At 47.4% G+C, this 17,640-nt stretch carries 15 protein-coding genes, 1 tRNA gene and 1 pseudogene; 6 read left to right on the top strand and 11 right to left on the bottom strand.

Going from position 1 to position 17,640, the window contains the following annotated elements; genetic code table 11:
• Nucleotides 1-19: 19 nt before the first annotated feature.
• The 4 genes from P4S53_RS15420 to P4S53_RS15405 form a co-directional block, all read right to left on the bottom strand.
• The gene (locus P4S53_RS15420) at nucleotides 20-487 is read right to left on the bottom strand and encodes a hypothetical protein (protein ID WP_337113346.1); all 468 of its coding nucleotides are present in this window, start codon (nucleotides 485-487) and stop codon (nucleotides 20-22) included.
• 89 nt (nucleotides 488-576) lie between these two features.
• On the bottom strand, nucleotides 577-906 hold the full coding sequence (locus tag P4S53_RS15415; RefSeq protein ID WP_337113345.1) for a hypothetical protein: 330 nt from the start codon (nucleotides 904-906) through the stop codon (nucleotides 577-579).
• Nucleotides 907-1,039: 133 nt separating this feature from the next.
• Nucleotides 1,040-1,276, bottom strand: a complete 237-nt coding sequence (locus P4S53_RS15410) for a hypothetical protein (protein ID WP_337113344.1) — start codon at nucleotides 1,274-1,276, stop codon at nucleotides 1,040-1,042.
• 147 nt (nucleotides 1,277-1,423) lie between these two features.
• The gene (locus P4S53_RS15405) at nucleotides 1,424-2,383 is read right to left on the bottom strand and encodes a LysR family transcriptional regulator (protein ID WP_337113343.1); all 960 of its coding nucleotides are present in this window, start codon (nucleotides 2,381-2,383) and stop codon (nucleotides 1,424-1,426) included.
• A 157-nt stretch (nucleotides 2,384-2,540) separates the two neighbouring features.
• Between P4S53_RS15405 and P4S53_RS15400 the strand changes: the two genes are divergently transcribed.
• From P4S53_RS15400 to P4S53_RS15385, 4 genes are read left to right on the top strand one after another with little or no spacing between them, the layout of a single operon-like run.
• Complete coding sequence (locus tag P4S53_RS15400) at nucleotides 2,541-3,761, top strand: MFS transporter (RefSeq protein ID WP_337113342.1); 1,221 nt, start codon at nucleotides 2,541-2,543, stop codon at nucleotides 3,759-3,761.
• On the top strand, nucleotides 3,758-4,330 hold the full coding sequence (locus P4S53_RS15395; RefSeq protein WP_337113341.1) for a hypothetical protein: 573 nt from the start codon (nucleotides 3,758-3,760) through the stop codon (nucleotides 4,328-4,330). Before P4S53_RS15400 ends, P4S53_RS15395 begins: the two co-directional genes overlap by 4 nt.
• Nucleotides 4,320-4,721, top strand: a complete 402-nt coding sequence (locus P4S53_RS15390; RefSeq protein ID WP_337113340.1) for a hypothetical protein — start codon at nucleotides 4,320-4,322, stop codon at nucleotides 4,719-4,721. Before P4S53_RS15395 ends, P4S53_RS15390 begins: the two co-directional genes overlap by 11 nt.
• Nucleotides 4,714-5,382 carry an SCO family protein gene (locus P4S53_RS15385; RefSeq protein WP_337113339.1) on the top strand — a complete coding sequence of 223 codons (669 nt, stop codon included), beginning with the start codon at nucleotides 4,714-4,716 and terminating at the stop codon, nucleotides 5,380-5,382. Before P4S53_RS15390 ends, P4S53_RS15385 begins: the two co-directional genes overlap by 8 nt.
• A gap of 6 nt (nucleotides 5,383-5,388) precedes the next feature.
• Here the strand turns inward: P4S53_RS15385 and P4S53_RS15380 are convergent.
• From P4S53_RS15380 to P4S53_RS15370, 3 genes and pseudogenes are all read right to left on the bottom strand, one after another.
• A pseudogene (locus P4S53_RS15380) lies at nucleotides 5,389-6,962 on the bottom strand (putative bifunctional diguanylate cyclase/phosphodiesterase).
• 387 nt (nucleotides 6,963-7,349) lie between these two features.
• Nucleotides 7,350-9,056 carry a putative bifunctional diguanylate cyclase/phosphodiesterase gene (locus tag P4S53_RS15375; RefSeq protein WP_337113338.1) on the bottom strand — a complete coding sequence of 569 codons (1,707 nt, stop codon included), beginning with the start codon at nucleotides 9,054-9,056 and terminating at the stop codon, nucleotides 7,350-7,352.
• Nucleotides 9,057-9,310: 254 nt separating this feature from the next.
• Nucleotides 9,311-10,225, bottom strand: a complete 915-nt coding sequence (locus P4S53_RS15370; protein ID WP_337113337.1) for a LysR family transcriptional regulator — start codon at nucleotides 10,223-10,225, stop codon at nucleotides 9,311-9,313.
• 109 nt (nucleotides 10,226-10,334) lie between these two features.
• Here P4S53_RS15370 and P4S53_RS15365 point away from each other — a divergent pair, with 109 nt between their 5' ends.
• Together P4S53_RS15365 and P4S53_RS15360 are read left to right on the top strand one after the other, a co-directional pair.
• A complete protein-coding gene (locus P4S53_RS15365; RefSeq protein ID WP_337113336.1) occupies nucleotides 10,335-11,201 on the top strand; it encodes an MBL fold metallo-hydrolase in 867 nt (288 codons plus the stop codon).
• A complete protein-coding gene (locus P4S53_RS15360) occupies nucleotides 11,195-11,830 on the top strand; it encodes a DsbA family protein (RefSeq protein ID WP_337113335.1) in 636 nt (211 codons plus the stop codon). Before P4S53_RS15365 ends, P4S53_RS15360 begins: the two co-directional genes overlap by 7 nt.
• A 92-nt stretch (nucleotides 11,831-11,922) precedes the next feature.
• Here P4S53_RS15360 and P4S53_RS15355 read toward each other — a convergent pair.
• From P4S53_RS15355 to P4S53_RS15340, 4 genes are all read right to left on the bottom strand, one after another.
• Nucleotides 11,923-11,996, bottom strand: a tRNA-Cys gene (locus P4S53_RS15355).
• Nucleotides 11,997-12,196: 200 nt separating this feature from the next.
• Nucleotides 12,197-13,330, bottom strand: a complete 1,134-nt coding sequence (nspC, locus tag P4S53_RS15350) for a carboxynorspermidine decarboxylase (RefSeq protein WP_337113334.1) — start codon at nucleotides 13,328-13,330, stop codon at nucleotides 12,197-12,199.
• Nucleotides 13,331-13,407: 77 nt separating this feature from the next.
• Nucleotides 13,408-14,652 (bottom strand): carboxynorspermidine synthase, encoded by a 1,245-nt coding sequence (locus P4S53_RS15345; protein WP_337113333.1) that lies wholly within the window; start codon nucleotides 14,650-14,652, stop codon nucleotides 13,408-13,410.
• 69 nt (nucleotides 14,653-14,721) lie between these two features.
• Complete coding sequence (locus P4S53_RS15340) at nucleotides 14,722-17,607, bottom strand: pyridoxal phosphate-dependent class III aminotransferase (protein ID WP_337113332.1); 2,886 nt, start codon at nucleotides 17,605-17,607, stop codon at nucleotides 14,722-14,724.
• Nucleotides 17,608-17,640: the final 33 nt, after the last annotated feature.

The following is a 17,640-nucleotide window of genomic DNA, read 5'->3' as shown; positions in this document are numbered from 1 at the left end:
ACATATCAAACTAAATACGTCACGGATCATAATCACACGAAACCTTATCAAAAACAACGTCCCCAGATAAACCACCCTTGAACTTTTTGATATAAACACAATCTTGTCTATCTGATAAATAATCAGAAAAATACATGTTAGTCACAACATTGTTTATCTGGCCACCACTTTCTTCTGAAAACACATAGAACAACCAGATATTACCACTTCTATGCTGATTATATGTTACATGGCACACCACACCATAAAAACGTTTTGAAACATGAGAATAATCACAAAAATAAGCATCAACACCAGCGTTTTCTTTTACCAGATCATTTATAACATTTGAGAATTTAAAGTACTCATGAGTAACTCTCGAAATTTTATCCTGATTTCCATTTCTAATACCTTCCATTAAAGAATTAATGGTATTTAAAGCCGACTCACCACCTGAAGCTTGAACTTGAAATGTTAAAAATATCAAGAAACCAAAAACTAACCTCATCGCGCAACTTACCTTAAGCATCAAAACCAATGAACAATACTCCTAGTCACTTAATATAAACCAACCATATAAAACTTAATCCCTTATATTTACTTACTTTTATAGAATGGAAAAACCAACATCATAGCTACAGAATAAATAGTAACCATCACCACAGAGTTTAAAAAACCACCAACAATGGCACTTCCAGCACAAATAATCAAAAATTTTGAAAAGCTCATTACTCTCTCTTCATTTCTTATTTTAAAGAAGAAATCAATCATTAAAAATACAAGTATTATGATAAAAAAGAGTAACAGCTCATTGAAGCCTTCATTAAAATAGATTGACGACACAAATCCACTCGCACCATAGCACATAGTAATTAAACCTGATGTGTTAATTACTTTCATCTCATTCATGTTTTTATCATCTTTCATTTGCAGCAGCTTTCTGTGCAAGTCAAATTAAACCCTTTCAGTTTTTGATTACTTATCATCATGACTAACTATTTTTCCAACATTGAAAGCCATTTATACTCAGCATCAATCGCTCTGGATTCATATTGGACAACTACCTTTGAACAGGTGGATTTGCTGGGCTCACCTTGATATTTAGCATTTCTGCATTTTCCGAAATAAAGAAAAAAAGAATTGTAACAAAAGAAGCAACAAAGCACTGAAGTATCAACGCCCAATTAATCTTTTTATTCATCCAAATTTCTTTCATCACATTACAAAACCGATTCAAAGCAAATAAAGTTACCAGCATCAAAGCTATAATTAGCATCATCCCTAAAGCATTTTCCATTGTTGCACCTCAACAAAATATTAAAATTAATCGGGTTTAAATCTTTATCAATCCACTTTACGATTTTCTCACATACTTCAGCGAAAACTCTATACTAAAGGCACTTATAGCAATTTACTAAACCAATTCACTGAACACCCTGCAAAACTACCGGCGACCCACAAGAGGCGTCCAGTTTTCAGCCCAGGTGTGATTTGTGCTTTCGCCCATCGCGGCTAAAGAGGTTGTCATAAATTCAATAAACACCCTGACTTTGGCGGGTAAATATTCCCGCTTCGGGTAGATGGCAAACACACCATTATCAGGCTGTGGCGGCCTGAAATAGGGATACAGGGATACTAAACTGCCGTTGTTCAAACCCTGTTTTGCAAGAAAGTGAGGTAGTTGGGCAAAGCCCAGACCATCGGCACACATATTGGCCATGGTTTCGCCATCATCAGTGATATGCGTTCGTTTTAATTCATAAGGAACATATTCACCCTGCTCATTTGGCAAAAAGATGGGCTGTAGCTGTCGTGTCTCTTTGATACGAAATCCAATCCAGCTGAGCTGATGAAAGTCATCGGTACATTGGGGGGTGCCTTGTGCGGCTAAATAATCTGGTGAGGCGCAGACAAGAAAGTCCATCGGGCTCAGTCTCCGGGCCACCAGGCGGCTGTCCTTGACATAACCCGTACGCAGCGCGATATCAATATCGTTTTCAATGATATCTGCGTGTAAATCATTGATTTCAAGATCTAACTGGATGGCTGGGTAACGCTGACAGAATGCCTGCAGCAAAGGACGAAGATAGAGATGACCGTAACAGACGGCCGAGCTGATGCGCAGCATACCGCTGGGTGAATCATTCAAATGCTTGAGCTCATCTTCGCAAACGGTGAGATCTTGGATCATCTTGCGCACTGTATCGGCATAGCGCTGACCCGCGGCGGTAATTCGCAATTGCCGGGTAGAACGCTGAAAGAGCGTCAGTCCTAACTGCGCTTCCAGGCGGCTGATTGCCTTACTGACCGTCGATGGATCCGTGTTACAGGTTCGTGCCGCTGCCGCAAAACTCTCACCATCACACGTGGCTAAAAATATTTCTAATGACCTAAGTTTATCCATTTCTGCGCATCAAGCGTTTATTCGTTGGCTGACTATAACAATAAAAACTCATGAATAGTATTCACGACTCAAAGGGGTTTCGACCTGTTTTTCTTCCTTTTTCTGAACCTTAACATTCAGGCGTCACTAACAAACCGTGTTACGTCAATGAGGCATTATGTTCAGAAAAGTATCCGTCAATCATCCACTGGTCTATTTTTTCCTGGCATTTATCACGATGGCCGGGCTTTCCTATATTAACTTTCTTCCCGGTTTGGTGAATGCACTCGCAGGCAGTATTGGTTTTAGTGATGCACAAGCCGGACAGCTTGTTGCACTCAATGGCTACGGTGGGCTTTTGGGGAGCACGATGGCTATTTTCCTGGTGCGCCGAATGCCTTGGCAGCCGGCCATGTATACGTTTTTAGCCCTGTTAGCTGTCATAGATACCGGAACCTTATGGATTGAAGACTATGGTGTCATGCTCGGCTGGCGCTTTTTAGCCGGGCTTTTCGGTGGGCTTTGTGTCGGGATCGGCTTTTCTGTACTGGCCAGATTAAACAATCCGGATCGTGCTTTTGGTACCTTGTTACTTATTCAGTTCAGTCTGGGCGCTTTGGTGATTTACCTGCTGCCGGCACTCGAAATACTGCTGAGTGCTTATGCCGTTTTTTATGTCATGGCAGGCTTTGCCCTACTGAGCCTGATTATGATGCTGTTTCTGCCTTCTCTTGCCAGCGAGCGCAAACCAGTCAAACAAGCGGGGCTGTTGTCAGAACTGAATGGAAACGCGGTGTTATTGATGCTGGCTATCGCCGCCTATCAGCTTGCCGCCAGCGCTATCTGGACTTATGTCGGGCGCATCGGCCTCGGGGCAGGCATTCGCGCGGATCATGTCAGTCTGTTTATCGCAATCACCGGATTGCTGGGGCTATTGGGAGCAATGCTTCCTGTGATCAGCGGCAACCGTTTGGGTCGGTTATCCTGGGTGATCACGGGTGTGACTTTGTCGATCATTTCCGCGCTCTTGCTCAGCGTCTCACCGCTTACCCCGCTTTTTTATGTCACTTCAATGGCGCTGCTGTTTTTTTCCTGGCCCGCGGTTCAGTCTTATTTGTTAGCGGTAACGGCTGACATGGACAGCACAGGGCGCCTTTCAGCGCTGGCGGCTGTTGTTTCTTCCGTCGGCTTAGCAACAGGTCCGCTGCTCGCTTCCGGCTTATCAGAGCGCGGTAACTTTTCGGTCATGCTGTATGCCAGCGCCCTGGTCTTTCTCTCGTGTCTCTTTCTGTTATTCAAGCCTGTTCAGGCACAGGAAAGAACGAAAACCGGTGCACTGCCATCTCACTATCAGCCAAACACGACTCGCTATCAACCAAACACTAAGGACCCAATATGATCCGCTATCTGTTCAGCAAAATGCTTCTGGCATTCAAAAACCGTTACGATTACGACATTCGTTATCAGCAGGATATTCTGAAAACCGATCTCGGGGCTTTCCTGAAATTTATGGGATTTCAGACCATGGCTTCTCATTCGGGGAATTTGCCCGCGGGGCCGCTCTATGCCGCCAGAATACGCGCCATTCTCACGGACGATTGCGGCCCATGCACACAGTTGGCGGTCAATATGGCCTTAGAGGCAAAAATAAGCCCGGAGATTGTACAAGCCATTATCAATAAAGATTTAAACAATCTGCCTGACGAGATTGCCCTGGTGGTGAAATTTACTGAGTGTGTACTGGCTCATCACCCTGAAGCGGATGATTATCGTGAGAAAATACTGGCCCTGTGGGGTCCCAACGGACTGATTACGATTGGTTTTGCCATCAGCGCTTATCGGGTTTATCCCGCCCTGAAATACACTTTGGGCTACGGAAAAACCTGTCATCGAATTCAGATCAACGCATCATCCATCACACCTGAGCGGGAAGCGGCTTTAACCGGGGAGTCTCAGCATGCTGAATAAATGGCGCATTGGAATAGCGGCACTGCTCGGATTGGCAGCCTTGGGGAACGGCGTATTGATGACGATCGCCCCTGAACCCTGGTATTGGATGGTGCCGGGCGTGCCCGATCGGGGACCGTTCAATCAGCATTTTCTGCGCGATATTGGCATGAATTACATCCTGATCGGGATGGCTTTTATTTGGGGAGCGATTTACACCAGACAGCAGTTGATACTTTGGCTGATGCCAACGGCCTGGCTAGCCGGCCACGCCATTTTCCATGTGTGGGAAGTACTTGTTGGCATTTGCGGGCCCGAATTTCTGATCATTGATTTTGGCGGCGTTACACTGCCCGCATTGCTGGCGCTGTGGCTGATTTTTAGCAGTTATCAGGAACAGGCACATGAATAGTGCAAAGATGGTTTTTTTACTGCTTAGTCTGGGCATAACACTGGGGACAATACTGGCTATCGTGGCCCTCGACTTCAAAGCGCAACAACCCAAGGCCCAACAAGCCAGGACACAACAAGCCATTGAATGGCTGGACAACCCGCGCAATGTGGCCAATTTTAACCTTGAATCTGAAGCCGGTGAGTTTACGAACCAATCTTTATTGGGGCATTGGAGCATCGTATTATTTGGCTTTCTCCATTGCCCTGACATCTGCCCGACCAGTCTGGCACAGCTATCAAGACTCTCTGCTGCCCTGGCAGAAAACTCCGGCAAACATGATGTTACTTTTGTTTTTGTATCGGTTGATCCCGGGCGAGATTCCGTTGCCAAGCTCAGCCAGTATTTACATTACTTTGATGCCTCAATTCTCGGTGCTACAGGAAGCGAAGCGCAGATAAAGCGATTTGCTGACAGTCTGGGTATCCGGTTTGAAGTCTCAGCAAACCAGGAGGACTACAGCGTTGCGCATTCCATTAAATTTTCCATTATTGACCCTGAAGGCGTGTTTCGCGGGCGGTTTAGCCCGGACTTCGATATGCCCAGCTTGATCCAGGATCTTGCAGCCAAACTGAAACAAACCCCAAATGCCCGTACACAGGCTACAGCAAGGTCGAAATGATGCCGCTTACAATCCAATAATTGCTTTGCCGCTCATGGGTTTATAAAAATAAAACCCTTGAATCAAATCAACACCCGATTTTTTCACCAGATCAGCCTGGGCTAAGTCTTCGACACCTTCGGCAACCACAGTCGCACCTTTCTCGTTACACAGATTCACCAGAAATTTCACATAGGTGCGAACTGAAGCGTTCTCTTCCATTTTTTTGATAATAGCTCTGTCCAGCTTGAGCTGGGTGAACGGGATAGAAAAAAGGTATTGAACGATGTATAGCCGGAGCCAAAATCATCCAGAGAGATGGTGAACCCGGCCTGATCCAATGCCAGTAACTGTTGAACGGCAAAAGGGTTCGACTCAAGAATGACAGATTCTGTCATCTCTATCGTCAGATTTTCTGGTTGTAGTTGATAGTGGCGAACGATAGCCAGAAAATGGGCAACAAAGTCAGGCTGCATCAGCTGAATAACCGATACATTCACCGACGTCTTAATCACGCTGGAATGGGCCTCTCTGTATTGATGTAAAAATTCACATGCCAGCACAAGTACATGGTACCCCAGTTCGACAATATCTCCGTTTTCTTCTGCAATACTGATAAATTCAGTTGGCATGATCTCGCCATAGCGGACGCTGTTCCAGCGAACCAGAGATTCCACACTCACTATTTTTCCTGTTGAGGCACAGACAATGGGTTGAAACAGTAAATAAAACTCTTTGTCTGTAATGGCTTTTTTTATTCCGGTTTCCAAAAAGAGATGGCGTTCAATCGAGCGTTTTTCGTCATCTGCATAGAATGAAATACAGGTGCCTTTTTCCGAGCCATGCCGCATGATTAACGTCGACTTATGCAATAAAGAATCAGCATCTTCATTAAGGTGATGATTTTCCATTAACAAATAAACACCCACATTCAGTGCCTGTAATGTCGACTGATGAAAAGAGCGAAAACGTTGTTCAAAGTCAGTGAGCACTGAGCCAATTTGCTGTTTCAAGACGCTCTCAGAAAAAACGCCCATTTGTAACACAACAAATTCATCTGGCTGAGTTCTGTATACGTTTTTCGAGCCAAAAGCTTCTTTCAGACACTCAGCACAAAGTAAAATAATACCGTTACCTGCCTGGTAACCAAACACATCCATTATTTGGTTTATTTTATTTAATCCAAACGTCATTATGGCCGCTTGATTATTGGCTTCCAGTAATTCTGTCAGGATTTCAGCTAATTTACGTCTGTTATTAAACCCAGTCAGTGAATCACAATAAGCCAGCTGATACAGCTTATCCTCATAATGTTTTTTTTCAGTGATATCTTTATGAGCGCCAACCATATACAGAAGTTTACCGCTGTCATCGGCATGAATCACACCGACCGCTTCAATCCAGTGGTACTCCCCTTGCCGGTTACGCACACGATACTGACTGATAAATCGGGTTATTTTCTCGGTCACCTGAGCGTTAATATTTTGAATAAACTGGCTTTTATCATCCGGATGCATAATCGCAATCCACTCATCCAGTGGTGAACCATGTAATGACACATCGAAGTTTTCATAAAAGCGAGTGTTATAGAAATTCACCATATTATCTGGTGTCATTTCCCACAAACCTTCACTGCCAGCATCAAATATTTCCAACAACCTATGCTGGTTATTAACAGCTTTATTGTCGATAATGTCAGGTATCACGTTAAGCCCAGTTGATTGTCTGTAAAAATGAGGCGCGTAATATACCACACAAGGATAAGCGATTAAAATATCAACAATATTGAATAACTAGTCTGCACGTGAAAACAGCGAAACATACTGATTGCTATTGACAGGATAGAATGATGCCCTGAAAAAGTATTGAAAATTCAGGTAAAAAAGATGTGCGTATAGAACAAGTTTTTTCAGGCCAGCCTTCACCTCAGTCTGGAACACACAGAGCACGATCCACGATGCTCTGTGTGTTCCAGACTGAGTCACTTTTTAGCCATGCTGAGCCAGATCTTTGCCTAACGCTAATAGCTTCTCGCCGACCATAGGCCGATAGAAATAGTAGCCTTGTATTAAACCGATGCCGGTTTTTCTGACGAGTTCAACCTGAGCAAGATCTTCGATCCCTTCTGCGACCACAGAAATCCCTTTTTCACGACACATCGCCACCAGGAATTTAACATAGGAGTATACAGAAGAATCATCAGCCATTTTTTTGACGATGCATCTGTCGAGCTTGAGCTGAGTAAAAGGAATAGAAAAGAAGGTGTTTAATGAGGAATACCCAGAGCCGAAATCATCCAGTGAAATTGAAAATCCTAATTCATTCAGAATCAGCAACTGTTCAACAGCAAATGCATTGGTTTCTAATACCGCCGATTCTGTCACTTCCACTGACAGATAACTCGGGGATAGCTGATACTGATTGACAGTTGCCAAAAATTTACGAACAAAATCTGCCTGCATCAACTGAATTACAGAGATGTTCACCGATACTTTGAAATCATGCTGGTGCTGTCTGCGATACTCCGCAATATATGAGCACGCCAAATGCAGCACATGATACCCCAACGGAATAATGTCCTGATTGGCTTCGGCGATGCCAATAAATTCACCCGGATTAATTTCGCCATAACTGGCACTGTGCCAACGGAGCAATGATTCGACACTCTTGATCTTCCCTGTCGTTGCGCAGACGATTGGCTGGAACATTAAATAGAATTCATCATCCTGAATAGATTTCTCTATACCGGTTTCCAGAAAAAGATGCCGCTCAATCGCCCGTTGTTCATCGTCCGCATAAAACGCAATGCGTGAATCGTGCTCTTTACCGTGGCGCATGACCAGCATGGATTTGTATAAAATCGATTCTTCATCTTCAGCCGCTGCGGAACCACCGGGCAATTGATAAACCCCGGCATTTAACTTTTGAATCGTGGTATCGTGAACGGCGCGAAATCGCTGATCAAACAATGTGATCGCTTTATTAATCGTGCCGCATAGCGTCGATTTTTCAGGGCAGTTTTTGAGCATAACAACAAATTCGTCGGAATACGAACGGAAGATCAGATCGGTGTCATTAAAGACTTCTGTTATCGCCTCAGCACACAGCTTTATCAACTGATTACCGGCCTCAAAACCAAACACCTCGACAAACTGGCTGAATTTCGTCAACCCAAAAGTAATGATGGTGCCTGAGACGCCATCTGCCTGGATCGCTTTGAGTTGCTCAACCAATTGCCGTCGATTCCATAAACCCGTGAGTGAATCCTGGTAAGCTAATTGAAATAATTTTTCGTCATGCAATTTTTTTTCGGTGATATCTTTATGCGATCCAACCATAGACAGCAATTCGCCATGCTCATCGGTATTCAATACGCCAACTGCTTCAATCCAGCGATATTCATTCTGCCGGTTCCGAATCCGGTATTGGCTGGTAAAATAGCCGATTTTCTCCGTCACCTGTTGATTCACATTCTTCTGGAATTGTTCAATATCTTCCGGATGCAAAAGCGCAATCCACTCATCCATCGGAGAACCATTCAGGGTCACATCAAAATTTTCATAAAAACGCGTGTTATAAAATTGCACCACATTCCCTGGCGTCAGTTCCCACAGGCCTTCACTGCCCGCATCAAAGATTTCTAATAACCGATTCCGGTTTACAGCTAAATTGATGTTGATAATGCCTGAATTCACGCCGAGCCCAACTCACTAACCAGATCAAATAATGAGCGCGCAATATACCATATGAGGATATGCTAAAGTACAACAGTAAAGCGAATATGTGCCCCACCTGCCAATATCGAGAAAAAGCACCACTAAAAACTGACTTTGCTATAGAAGTCAAAATGATAACGCTGTTAATGCACCATTTTACGGAAGGTATGACTTGTCGCACATTTTCAGTAATGAAACCCGGTGCCTACCTCAATAAAGCTGTACACTTTTATTTACAGCCCGAAATCGTTTGGCTTTCTTGGCCAGTGATTGCCATCAAAATACTGTGTCAGGTGATCGATCAGTCCCCGCACCGCCGGTAATAGATATTCTCTTGCGGGATAAAGTGCATATACCGACATTGATTTAGGCACCCAATCCGCTAATACCACGGCTAACCTGCCCGTTTGAATATCGTCATCAACCAGATACATGGGTTGCACTGCAATTCCCGCGCCTTCTATCGCCGCGGCTTTCAATACGGTGGCTTCATTTGAAATGAACCGGCACGACACTTCGACCGACTCAGTGACGTTATTTTTCGTCAGGTGCCACACATGCTGCTCGAAACTACGATTACCAAGGCATTGATGATGGCTGAGATCCGCCGGTGTCTGTATATCTGGTGATCGCTCAAGATAGGCAGGTGACGCCACGATAACAGAGTCACAACCTGCAATCGGTTTACCGATCAATGACGGATCCGGCGCCATCGCTATACGAATGGCTAAATCGAATCTTTCTGCAATCAGGTCAGTTACCTGATCGCGGACATCGATTTCAACAGAGACCTCAGGGTTGAGCGCTAAAAATGGCTGGATTGCCTTCGCAAGCTGCGCATGAGCGAAAGACATACTGGTCGTTAATCTGATATGCCCGGTGAGCCGATCTGCAGGCTGCAAGGTCACCGCTATGTGCTCGGCCTGCTCAACCCAGAGTTTGATTTCTTTCAGGCATTGCTGGCCTGCAGTAGTTAATGCCACTTTGCGGGTTGTGCGCTGTAGCAGCCGGGCCTTCATCCACTCTTCCATGGTGTTGATGTACCGGGTCACCATCGAGCGGGACATCTCCAGCCGATCTGCTGTCGTGGTGAAACTTTCGGTCGTTGCGACATCAATAAACACTTTTGCTGCCGTGAGTCTGTCCATTCATTTGTCCGATTTAAGAAACAATGTTGTTGATAATTGATTCTATATCCAATCAAATGAAATCACTATGATGCATGCCATTCCCAATGACATTCGCTGGAGCGAACACATGAAAAAGACACTCTTAATGGCAGCCTCACTTGTCGCACTTTCTACCGCCACTCTGGCCGAAGCGGCGCCGCTTTCAACCCAGGTTTACAACGCCGATGGCAACAGCTTCCATGTGAATGCCACGCTGGTCTATGGCGAGCATGACGCTATGCTGGTTGATACCGGTTTTACCCGTGCCGATGCCATGCGTATCGCCGCTATGGTGCTGGACAGTGGCAAAACACTGAAAACCATTTTTATCAGCCAGGCCGATCCCGATTACTACTTTGGTGCACAAGTGCTCAAAGCGCAGTTTCCTGAAGCGCGCCTGATCACCACACCTGCAGTCCGTGCGGTGATTAAAGAGAAAATGGCGGGCAAACTGGCATTCTGGACCCCAAAAATGGGTGATAACGCACCAGTGAAAACCTTGCTCCCTGACGCGTATGAGCAAACCACTTTAACAGTTGATGGTGAAACCATTGAAATCCGTGACACCAGTGGCGAGCTGGCGCACCGCCCTTACCTGTGGATCCCGTCCAGTAAAACCGTGCTGGGTAATGTGGCCGTATACGGTAACGTTCACCTGTGGATGGCTGACGCACAGACTCCGGCTGAACAAACCGCCTGGACACAGCAACTGGAAGCTATGCAGGCACTGAAGCCGCAAACCGTCATTCCGGGCCACATGAAAGCAGGTACGCCAATGACTGCTGAAAACATCATGTTTGCACTGAGCTACCTGAAGGCATTTCAGCAAACCGTCAAAGCCAGTGACAACAGCCAACAAGTCATCGACACCATGGCGAAACGCTACCCGGACGCTGGCCTGCCGATGGCGCTGAGTATCGGTGCAAAAGTCCACATGGGAGAGATGAAATGGTAAGCGCTGCAGTCACAGTCCATTACTTTTACGACCCACTTTGCGGCTGGTGCTTCGGCGCCGCCCCGCTGATTGAACACCTGGCTGAGCGCGATGATATTGAGCTCATACTGCATCCCGGTGGCTTGTTTGACAGCAGAGTACTCGACAAAGCGAGTCGCCAGCACTTTCTCGACAGTGATCAGCGTATCCATGCTCTGAGCGGCGTCACCTTTGGCGATGCCTATCAGACAAAGATGCGCCATGCAGACCCTGTGGTTCTTGATTCGATGTTGCCGATCCGCGCTATTCTGGCGACAGCGCAATGTGGTTTCCCAGCAACCGACATGCTGAAACGGATCCAGATTGCCCATTATCAGCAGGGAAAAACCGCGCATTCCCCTGCAGTACTTGCTGAGTTGGCACAGGCAATGGGGATTGAAGCGGATCTCTGGCACGCAACATTCGAAGCAACGAATGAGCAGGATGCTATCTCAGAATCAATCCGGCAAATGATGCAGTATCAGCTTCAGGGTTACCCATCGATGATGGTGGAAAAGCAGGGAATAAGACAATCGGTCCCAGTGCAGTCTTTCTTTGGCAAACTGGATGCATGGGATGATTTTCTGAACCGCCTGTCTGAAAACGGCTGAATTCAATAGTGGTGAGATCAAAAAACCCAGCCTGAAAGCTGGGTTCTTGATGTCTTGCTGAACCAAAGTGAGCACATCACTTCAATCAAATATGGAGGCGCGTCCCGGAGTCGAACCGAGGTCCACGGATTTGCAATCCGCTGCATAGCCACTCTGCCAACGCGCCATTTTGTGATACCGCTTCATTGCTGCGGTGCGGGTGCTAATTTACTGATTTTAAAATTTGAGTCAAACACTAATTGATATTTTGCGTTTATTTGTTCAAATTTTCTCTCAACCAGTTAAAAACTGCACCAAAGTGTTTATGTCGCCGATAAAACAAAGGCCGGTCAGTGACCGGCCTTCTATTTTCCGCAGGGCAGAATCTTAATTCACTGACCACTGCGACAACGAACGTTTAAAGTCTTCATAGCCGAATTCATTCAGCTTCTGCACGTCGCCATTGGCACGCTGGCAGTAAATCGACGGCATTTTCAGGCCGTTGAACCAGTTCAGTTTCACCATGGTGTAACCGGCACTGTCCAGGATGTGCAGACGCTGACCAATTTCCAGCGGCTGATCAAACTGGGTGACACAGAACTGATCACCAGCCAGACACGAGCAACTGCCAATCACGTAACGGTGATCACCACTCTCGCTGGCACCAAGGATCGAAGCGGGTTCGTTATAGATGAGGGTATCCAGACGGTGCGCTTCGGTTGCACTGTCGACGATGGCCGTTTTGAGTTCGTTCTCAACGATATCAACAACCGTCACCACCAGATCTGTGGTTTGAGTAATGATGGCTTCGCCCGGCTCCAGATACAGCTGAACACCGTGTTTTTCTGAAAACGCTTTCAGTGCTGCGGCCAGTTTCTCAACATCATAGCCCGGCCAGGTGAAGAAGACACCGCCCCCCAGGCTCACCCATTTCAGCTGGTCCAGATACGTACCGAACTGCTCAGAAATGTCATCCAGCAAACGAATAAAGGCGTCCACATCTTTGTTTTCACAGTTCATGTGGAACATCACGCCGTCGATGCTGCTAAATACTTCCGGCTTGATATGATTGATCTGCACACCCAGACGAGAGAACTGACGTGCCGGATCGGCCAGATCCTGACCTGCATAACTGACACCAGGGTTCAGACGCAGACCCAGTTCAGCCTTGCCTTCCACCAAATGGCGGTGTGCGGCCAGCTGATTTTGCGAGTTAAAAATCATTTTATCGCAGATATCCGCGACTTCTTTGACGTCGTCTTCGCTGTAGCCCACGCTGTAGGCATGCGTTTCACCACCAAAGGTGTCATAACCCAGCTTGACCTCAAACGGGCCGCTGCTGGTGGTGCCGTCCAGGTAGGGTTTGATGATGTCAAACACGCCCCAGGTCGAGAAACACTTCAGGGCCAGAACCAGCTTCACGCCGGACAATTCTTTCAGTTTCTTGGCAATTTCAAGATTGCGGATCAATTTGCTCTCGTCAATCATGAAATACGGGGTTTTTAATTCAGGATGCTGCATATTCTAAGCTTCTATCTAAAGAAGCCGGTGTCGTTTCCAACGCCGGCTTGAATATGGTGAACTCAACAGTCGGTGACTTACTTGAGAATATTAATCAGTGGCTGGCGAGGTTCCAGCTCCTGAACATGCCAGTCCAGGCCAATTTTTGGCATGGTTGCCAGGAATGGATCCGGATCCAGCTGCTCCATATTGAACACACCGGCATCGGCCCATTTTCCGGCAAAGAACTGCAAAGCCGCAGTGATCGCAGGGACACCTGTCGTGTAGGCAATCGCCTGATGCTCAACATCTTTGTAAGCCACTTCATGATCAGCGTTGTTATAGATAAACACGCTGCGCGGCTCGCCACTTTTAGTGCCCTGCACCCAGGTACCGATACAGGTTTTACCGGTATAACCCGGTGCCAGTGTGGTTGGATCAGGCAGCAAAGCTTTCAGCACTTTCAGTGGCTCAACAACCGTACCGTCACCCAGCGTGACCGGTTCAGGACTCAGCAAACCGATGTCGCGCATGCAGTTGAAATAGTTCAGGTAACTGTCGCCAAAACCCATCCAGAATTCGATGCGTTTTGCCGGGATGAATTCTTTCATTGAACGCACTTCGTCGTGCGCCATGGAGTACACTTTTTGTGAGCCGACCAGCGGGAAATCAAATTCCATCATGCGGGTGTGGCAGCCAACCTGCTTCCACTCGCCGTCTTCCCAGTAGAAAGAGTCGCCCTGAATTTCCAGCATATTGGTTTCAGGATCGAAGTTAGTCGCAAATTTCTTGCCGTGATCGCCTGCGTTGACGTCCATCACGTCGATAGAATCAATCTCATCGAACAGATGCTTCACTGCATAGGCAGCAAAGACGCTGACGACACCCGGATCGAAACCGGCACCCAAAATACCTGTGATACCCGCTTCTGCAAATTTGTCACGGAAAGCCCACTGAGGGTCATAGGCTTCTGGCACTTGCTGGCCTTCGCTACAAAGGTCAACTGCCACTGATGTATCCAGATAGGACACTTTCGCCTGATAACAGGCTTCCATGATTGCAACGTTAACCCAAGGAGGACCAGCGTTAATCACAAGATCTGGCTGAACCTCTTTGATCAGTGCCACCAGGGCATCGACATCGTCAGCATCCACGGCACGAGCCTCAAGCTTCTTGCCTGGATCTTTCATATTGTTGCGACCCTTGATGGATTCAATGATCTGTTCGCACTTGTTCACAGTACGCGAAGCGATAGTAATATCACCTAACACATCATTGTTTTGAGCAGCTTTATGGGCAATAACCCAGCCAACACCCCCAGCACCGATTTGTAAAATTGCCATTTAATTCATTCCGTCTTCTTCAGATAAAACATTGGCTTGCTCCAGCCCCACTGGAGCAAGCCACGTCATTCAGTCAACCAGTGAACAAGCAAGCTGGTTAACGTCATTTAGCAGGTTCTCAAAATCTGCCATGGTCAGACATGGGTTGAGAATCGTAAGCTTGAGGGCAATTTTGCCATCAACTACGGTTTCACCCAATACTGCAACACCTTTCACCAGGGCCTCAAAACGCAATTTTTTGTTCAATTGGTCGAGATCAGCCTCGGTATTTCCGACATGGCGGAACAGTACCGTCGACAGCGCAGGATCAGCCAGTAGTTCAAACTCTTCAGACTGGTTAATCATGTCTGCAACCTGTTGTGTCTGACCCAGCAGATGGTCGTACATCGCACCCAGTGAATGGGTACCGACAGCTTGCATTGTCATCAGTACTTTCAGTGCATCAAAACGCTTGGTGGTTGCGATAGACTTGTCCACCAGGTTCGGTACGACATCGTCTTCACGGTTCAGGTAATCTGCATGATGCAGCAGATACTTGAAGTTACTCTTGTCTTTGATGATCACCGCACCACAGCTGATTGGTTGATAGAACAGCTTGTGGAAGTCCACACTGATCGAATCAGCACGCTCGATGCCGTGCAAACGCGTTTTGTGACGGCTCAGAATCAGCGCACCACCGTAAGCACCATCGACATGCAGCCACATATTATGCTGAGCGGCGATATCAGCCAGACCATCCAGATCATCAATCGCACCGTGATCTGTGGTACCCGCTGTACCGACGACCGCAAACGGCAGCAAACCATCACGCTTGAGTTCATCAATACGCGTAACCAGCGATGCCAGTTTGATGGTGCCGTCCGGATGCGTATCCACGGTTTCTACCGCATGCTCACCCAGGCCCATCAGCGACGCAGACTTCTGTACGGTGAAGTGCGATTTCTTCGAGCACAGAATGCGCATCTTGCCGGCATACTCAGGCAAGCCTTGTTTCTGAATGTTGTGGCCCGACTGGATATCTGCAAAACGGTCACGTGCCAGTAACAGCCCCATCAGGTTGCTCTGCGTACCACCGCTGGTGAAGACACCGTCCGCCTGCTTGTCGTAACCATAAACACCGCACAGCCAGTCGACCACTTTCTGCTCAACAAAGGTGGCAGCGGTAGACTGATCCCATGAATCCATGGATTGATTCAGGGCAGCAATGAATGCTTCAGCCGCAACAGCCGGCACCAGTGGCGGCGTGTGCAGGTGCGCAATGCAGTTCGGGTGTTGAACAATGATTGAGTTTTTGGCAATCAGTTCGCCCGCCTGATCAATCACGGCATCCAGCGGCAGTTGCTGATCATTCAATTCAATATTGTTGATCAGGTTTTTCAGCACCTGCGGTTCCATACCTGAGTATGGGGCCGTTGTACTTTCAAAGACTTGTTTCAGTACTTTCGTGGTCTGGTTCAGCGCCGCTTCGAACTGGTCAGCACCGCCTTCACCGGTTTGGATGAAGAAAGAGCGCCATTTGTCGGCATCGCTGGCCGCTGGCTTCTCAACCACTTTCGCCGGACCGGCAGTAGCGATAATCGCTTTGCTCAGTGCATCCAGCGCAAAATCAATTTGCTCCAGGCTGATGATCAACGGTGGCAGGAAGCGCAGAACTGAGCCCTGACGACCGCCTTTTTCGATGATCAAACCGCGCTCCAGCGCTGCACGCTGAATTTGCATGGTCAGTTGCGGATCCGCTTCCGGCTCACCGAATTTGTTTTTCTTGCCGCCTTTGACGATCTCAACACCCAGCATCAGGCCTTTACCACGCACTTCGCCGATACAGTCGACGTAAGTCGCAATGCGCTCCAAGCCTTCGCGCAGGTACTGACCTGCCACGCGGGCATGCTCAACCAGGTTGTCACGACGGATAATTTCCAATGCTTTCGCACCGGTTGCCATCGCCAGCTGATTGCCGCGGAAAGTGCCTGTGTGTTCGCCCGGACGCCAGGTATCAACTGATTTATCGAAAATCAGCAATGACATAGGCAAACCGCCACCCACAGCTTTAGACAAGCACAGGATGTCTGGGGTAACGCCAGATTCTTCAAACGCGAAATTGAAACCGGTTTTACCGATACCGCACTGAATTTCATCAAAAATCAGCAGGATGCCGTGTTCTTTGGTAATGCGGCGCAGTTCACGCAGCCAGAATGCCGGGGCAGGAATCACACCACCCTCACCCTGAACAGGCTCCACAATGATTGCAGCTGGTTTTTGTACACCGCTCTCATCATCGTTCAGCATCCGCTCCAGGTAACGCAGCGTTTGTTTTGCACCTTCATCACCGCCGATACCAAACGGGCAGCGCAGGCTGTACGGGAATGGCATAAAGTGGACGTCAGCCATCAGACCCTGGCGGCGTGCCTTGGTGTTCAGGTTGCCCATCATGGCCATCGTACCGTTGGTCATACCGTGGTACGCGCCATGGAAGGCCATCATCACGTTACGGCCCGTGGTTTGCTTTGCCAGCTTAATGGCAGCTTCTACGGCGTCTGCACCAGACGGACCACAGAATTGAATGCGAGCATTGGCAGCAAACTCATCCGGCAGGAAGTTCATCACTTCACGGATAAATTTATCTTTTACGGGTGTCGTCATGTCCAGCGTCTGATACGGGATGCCCGCATTCAGCTGGTCAATGATTGCTTGGTTAATCTCAGGATGGTTGTAACCCAGGGCCAGAGTACCTGCGCCTGCCAGGCAGTCCAGAAAGACCTGGCCACGACTGTCTTCAACCAACACACCTGTCGCTTTCATAATCGCCAACGGCAAACGACGCGGATAAGAGCGAACTTCCGACTCATAGTGCTCCTGACTGAGCAGCAGCTCATCTGGGGTCAGGTCATACAGGTCATGAACTACAGGAACATTGGACGCATGCTTGACATCGTCAAAATCAAACACATTACTCATTGGTTTTTAATCCAAAATAGTGAAGCCCACCAA

The sequence above is a fragment of the Photobacterium sp. Hal280 genome (assembly GCF_037162255.1).
Lineage (GTDB): Bacteria > Pseudomonadota > Gammaproteobacteria > Enterobacterales > Vibrionaceae > Photobacterium.
The sequence above is the reverse complement of the archived record's forward strand: the minus strand, read 5'-3'. Positions and strand labels throughout refer to the sequence as shown.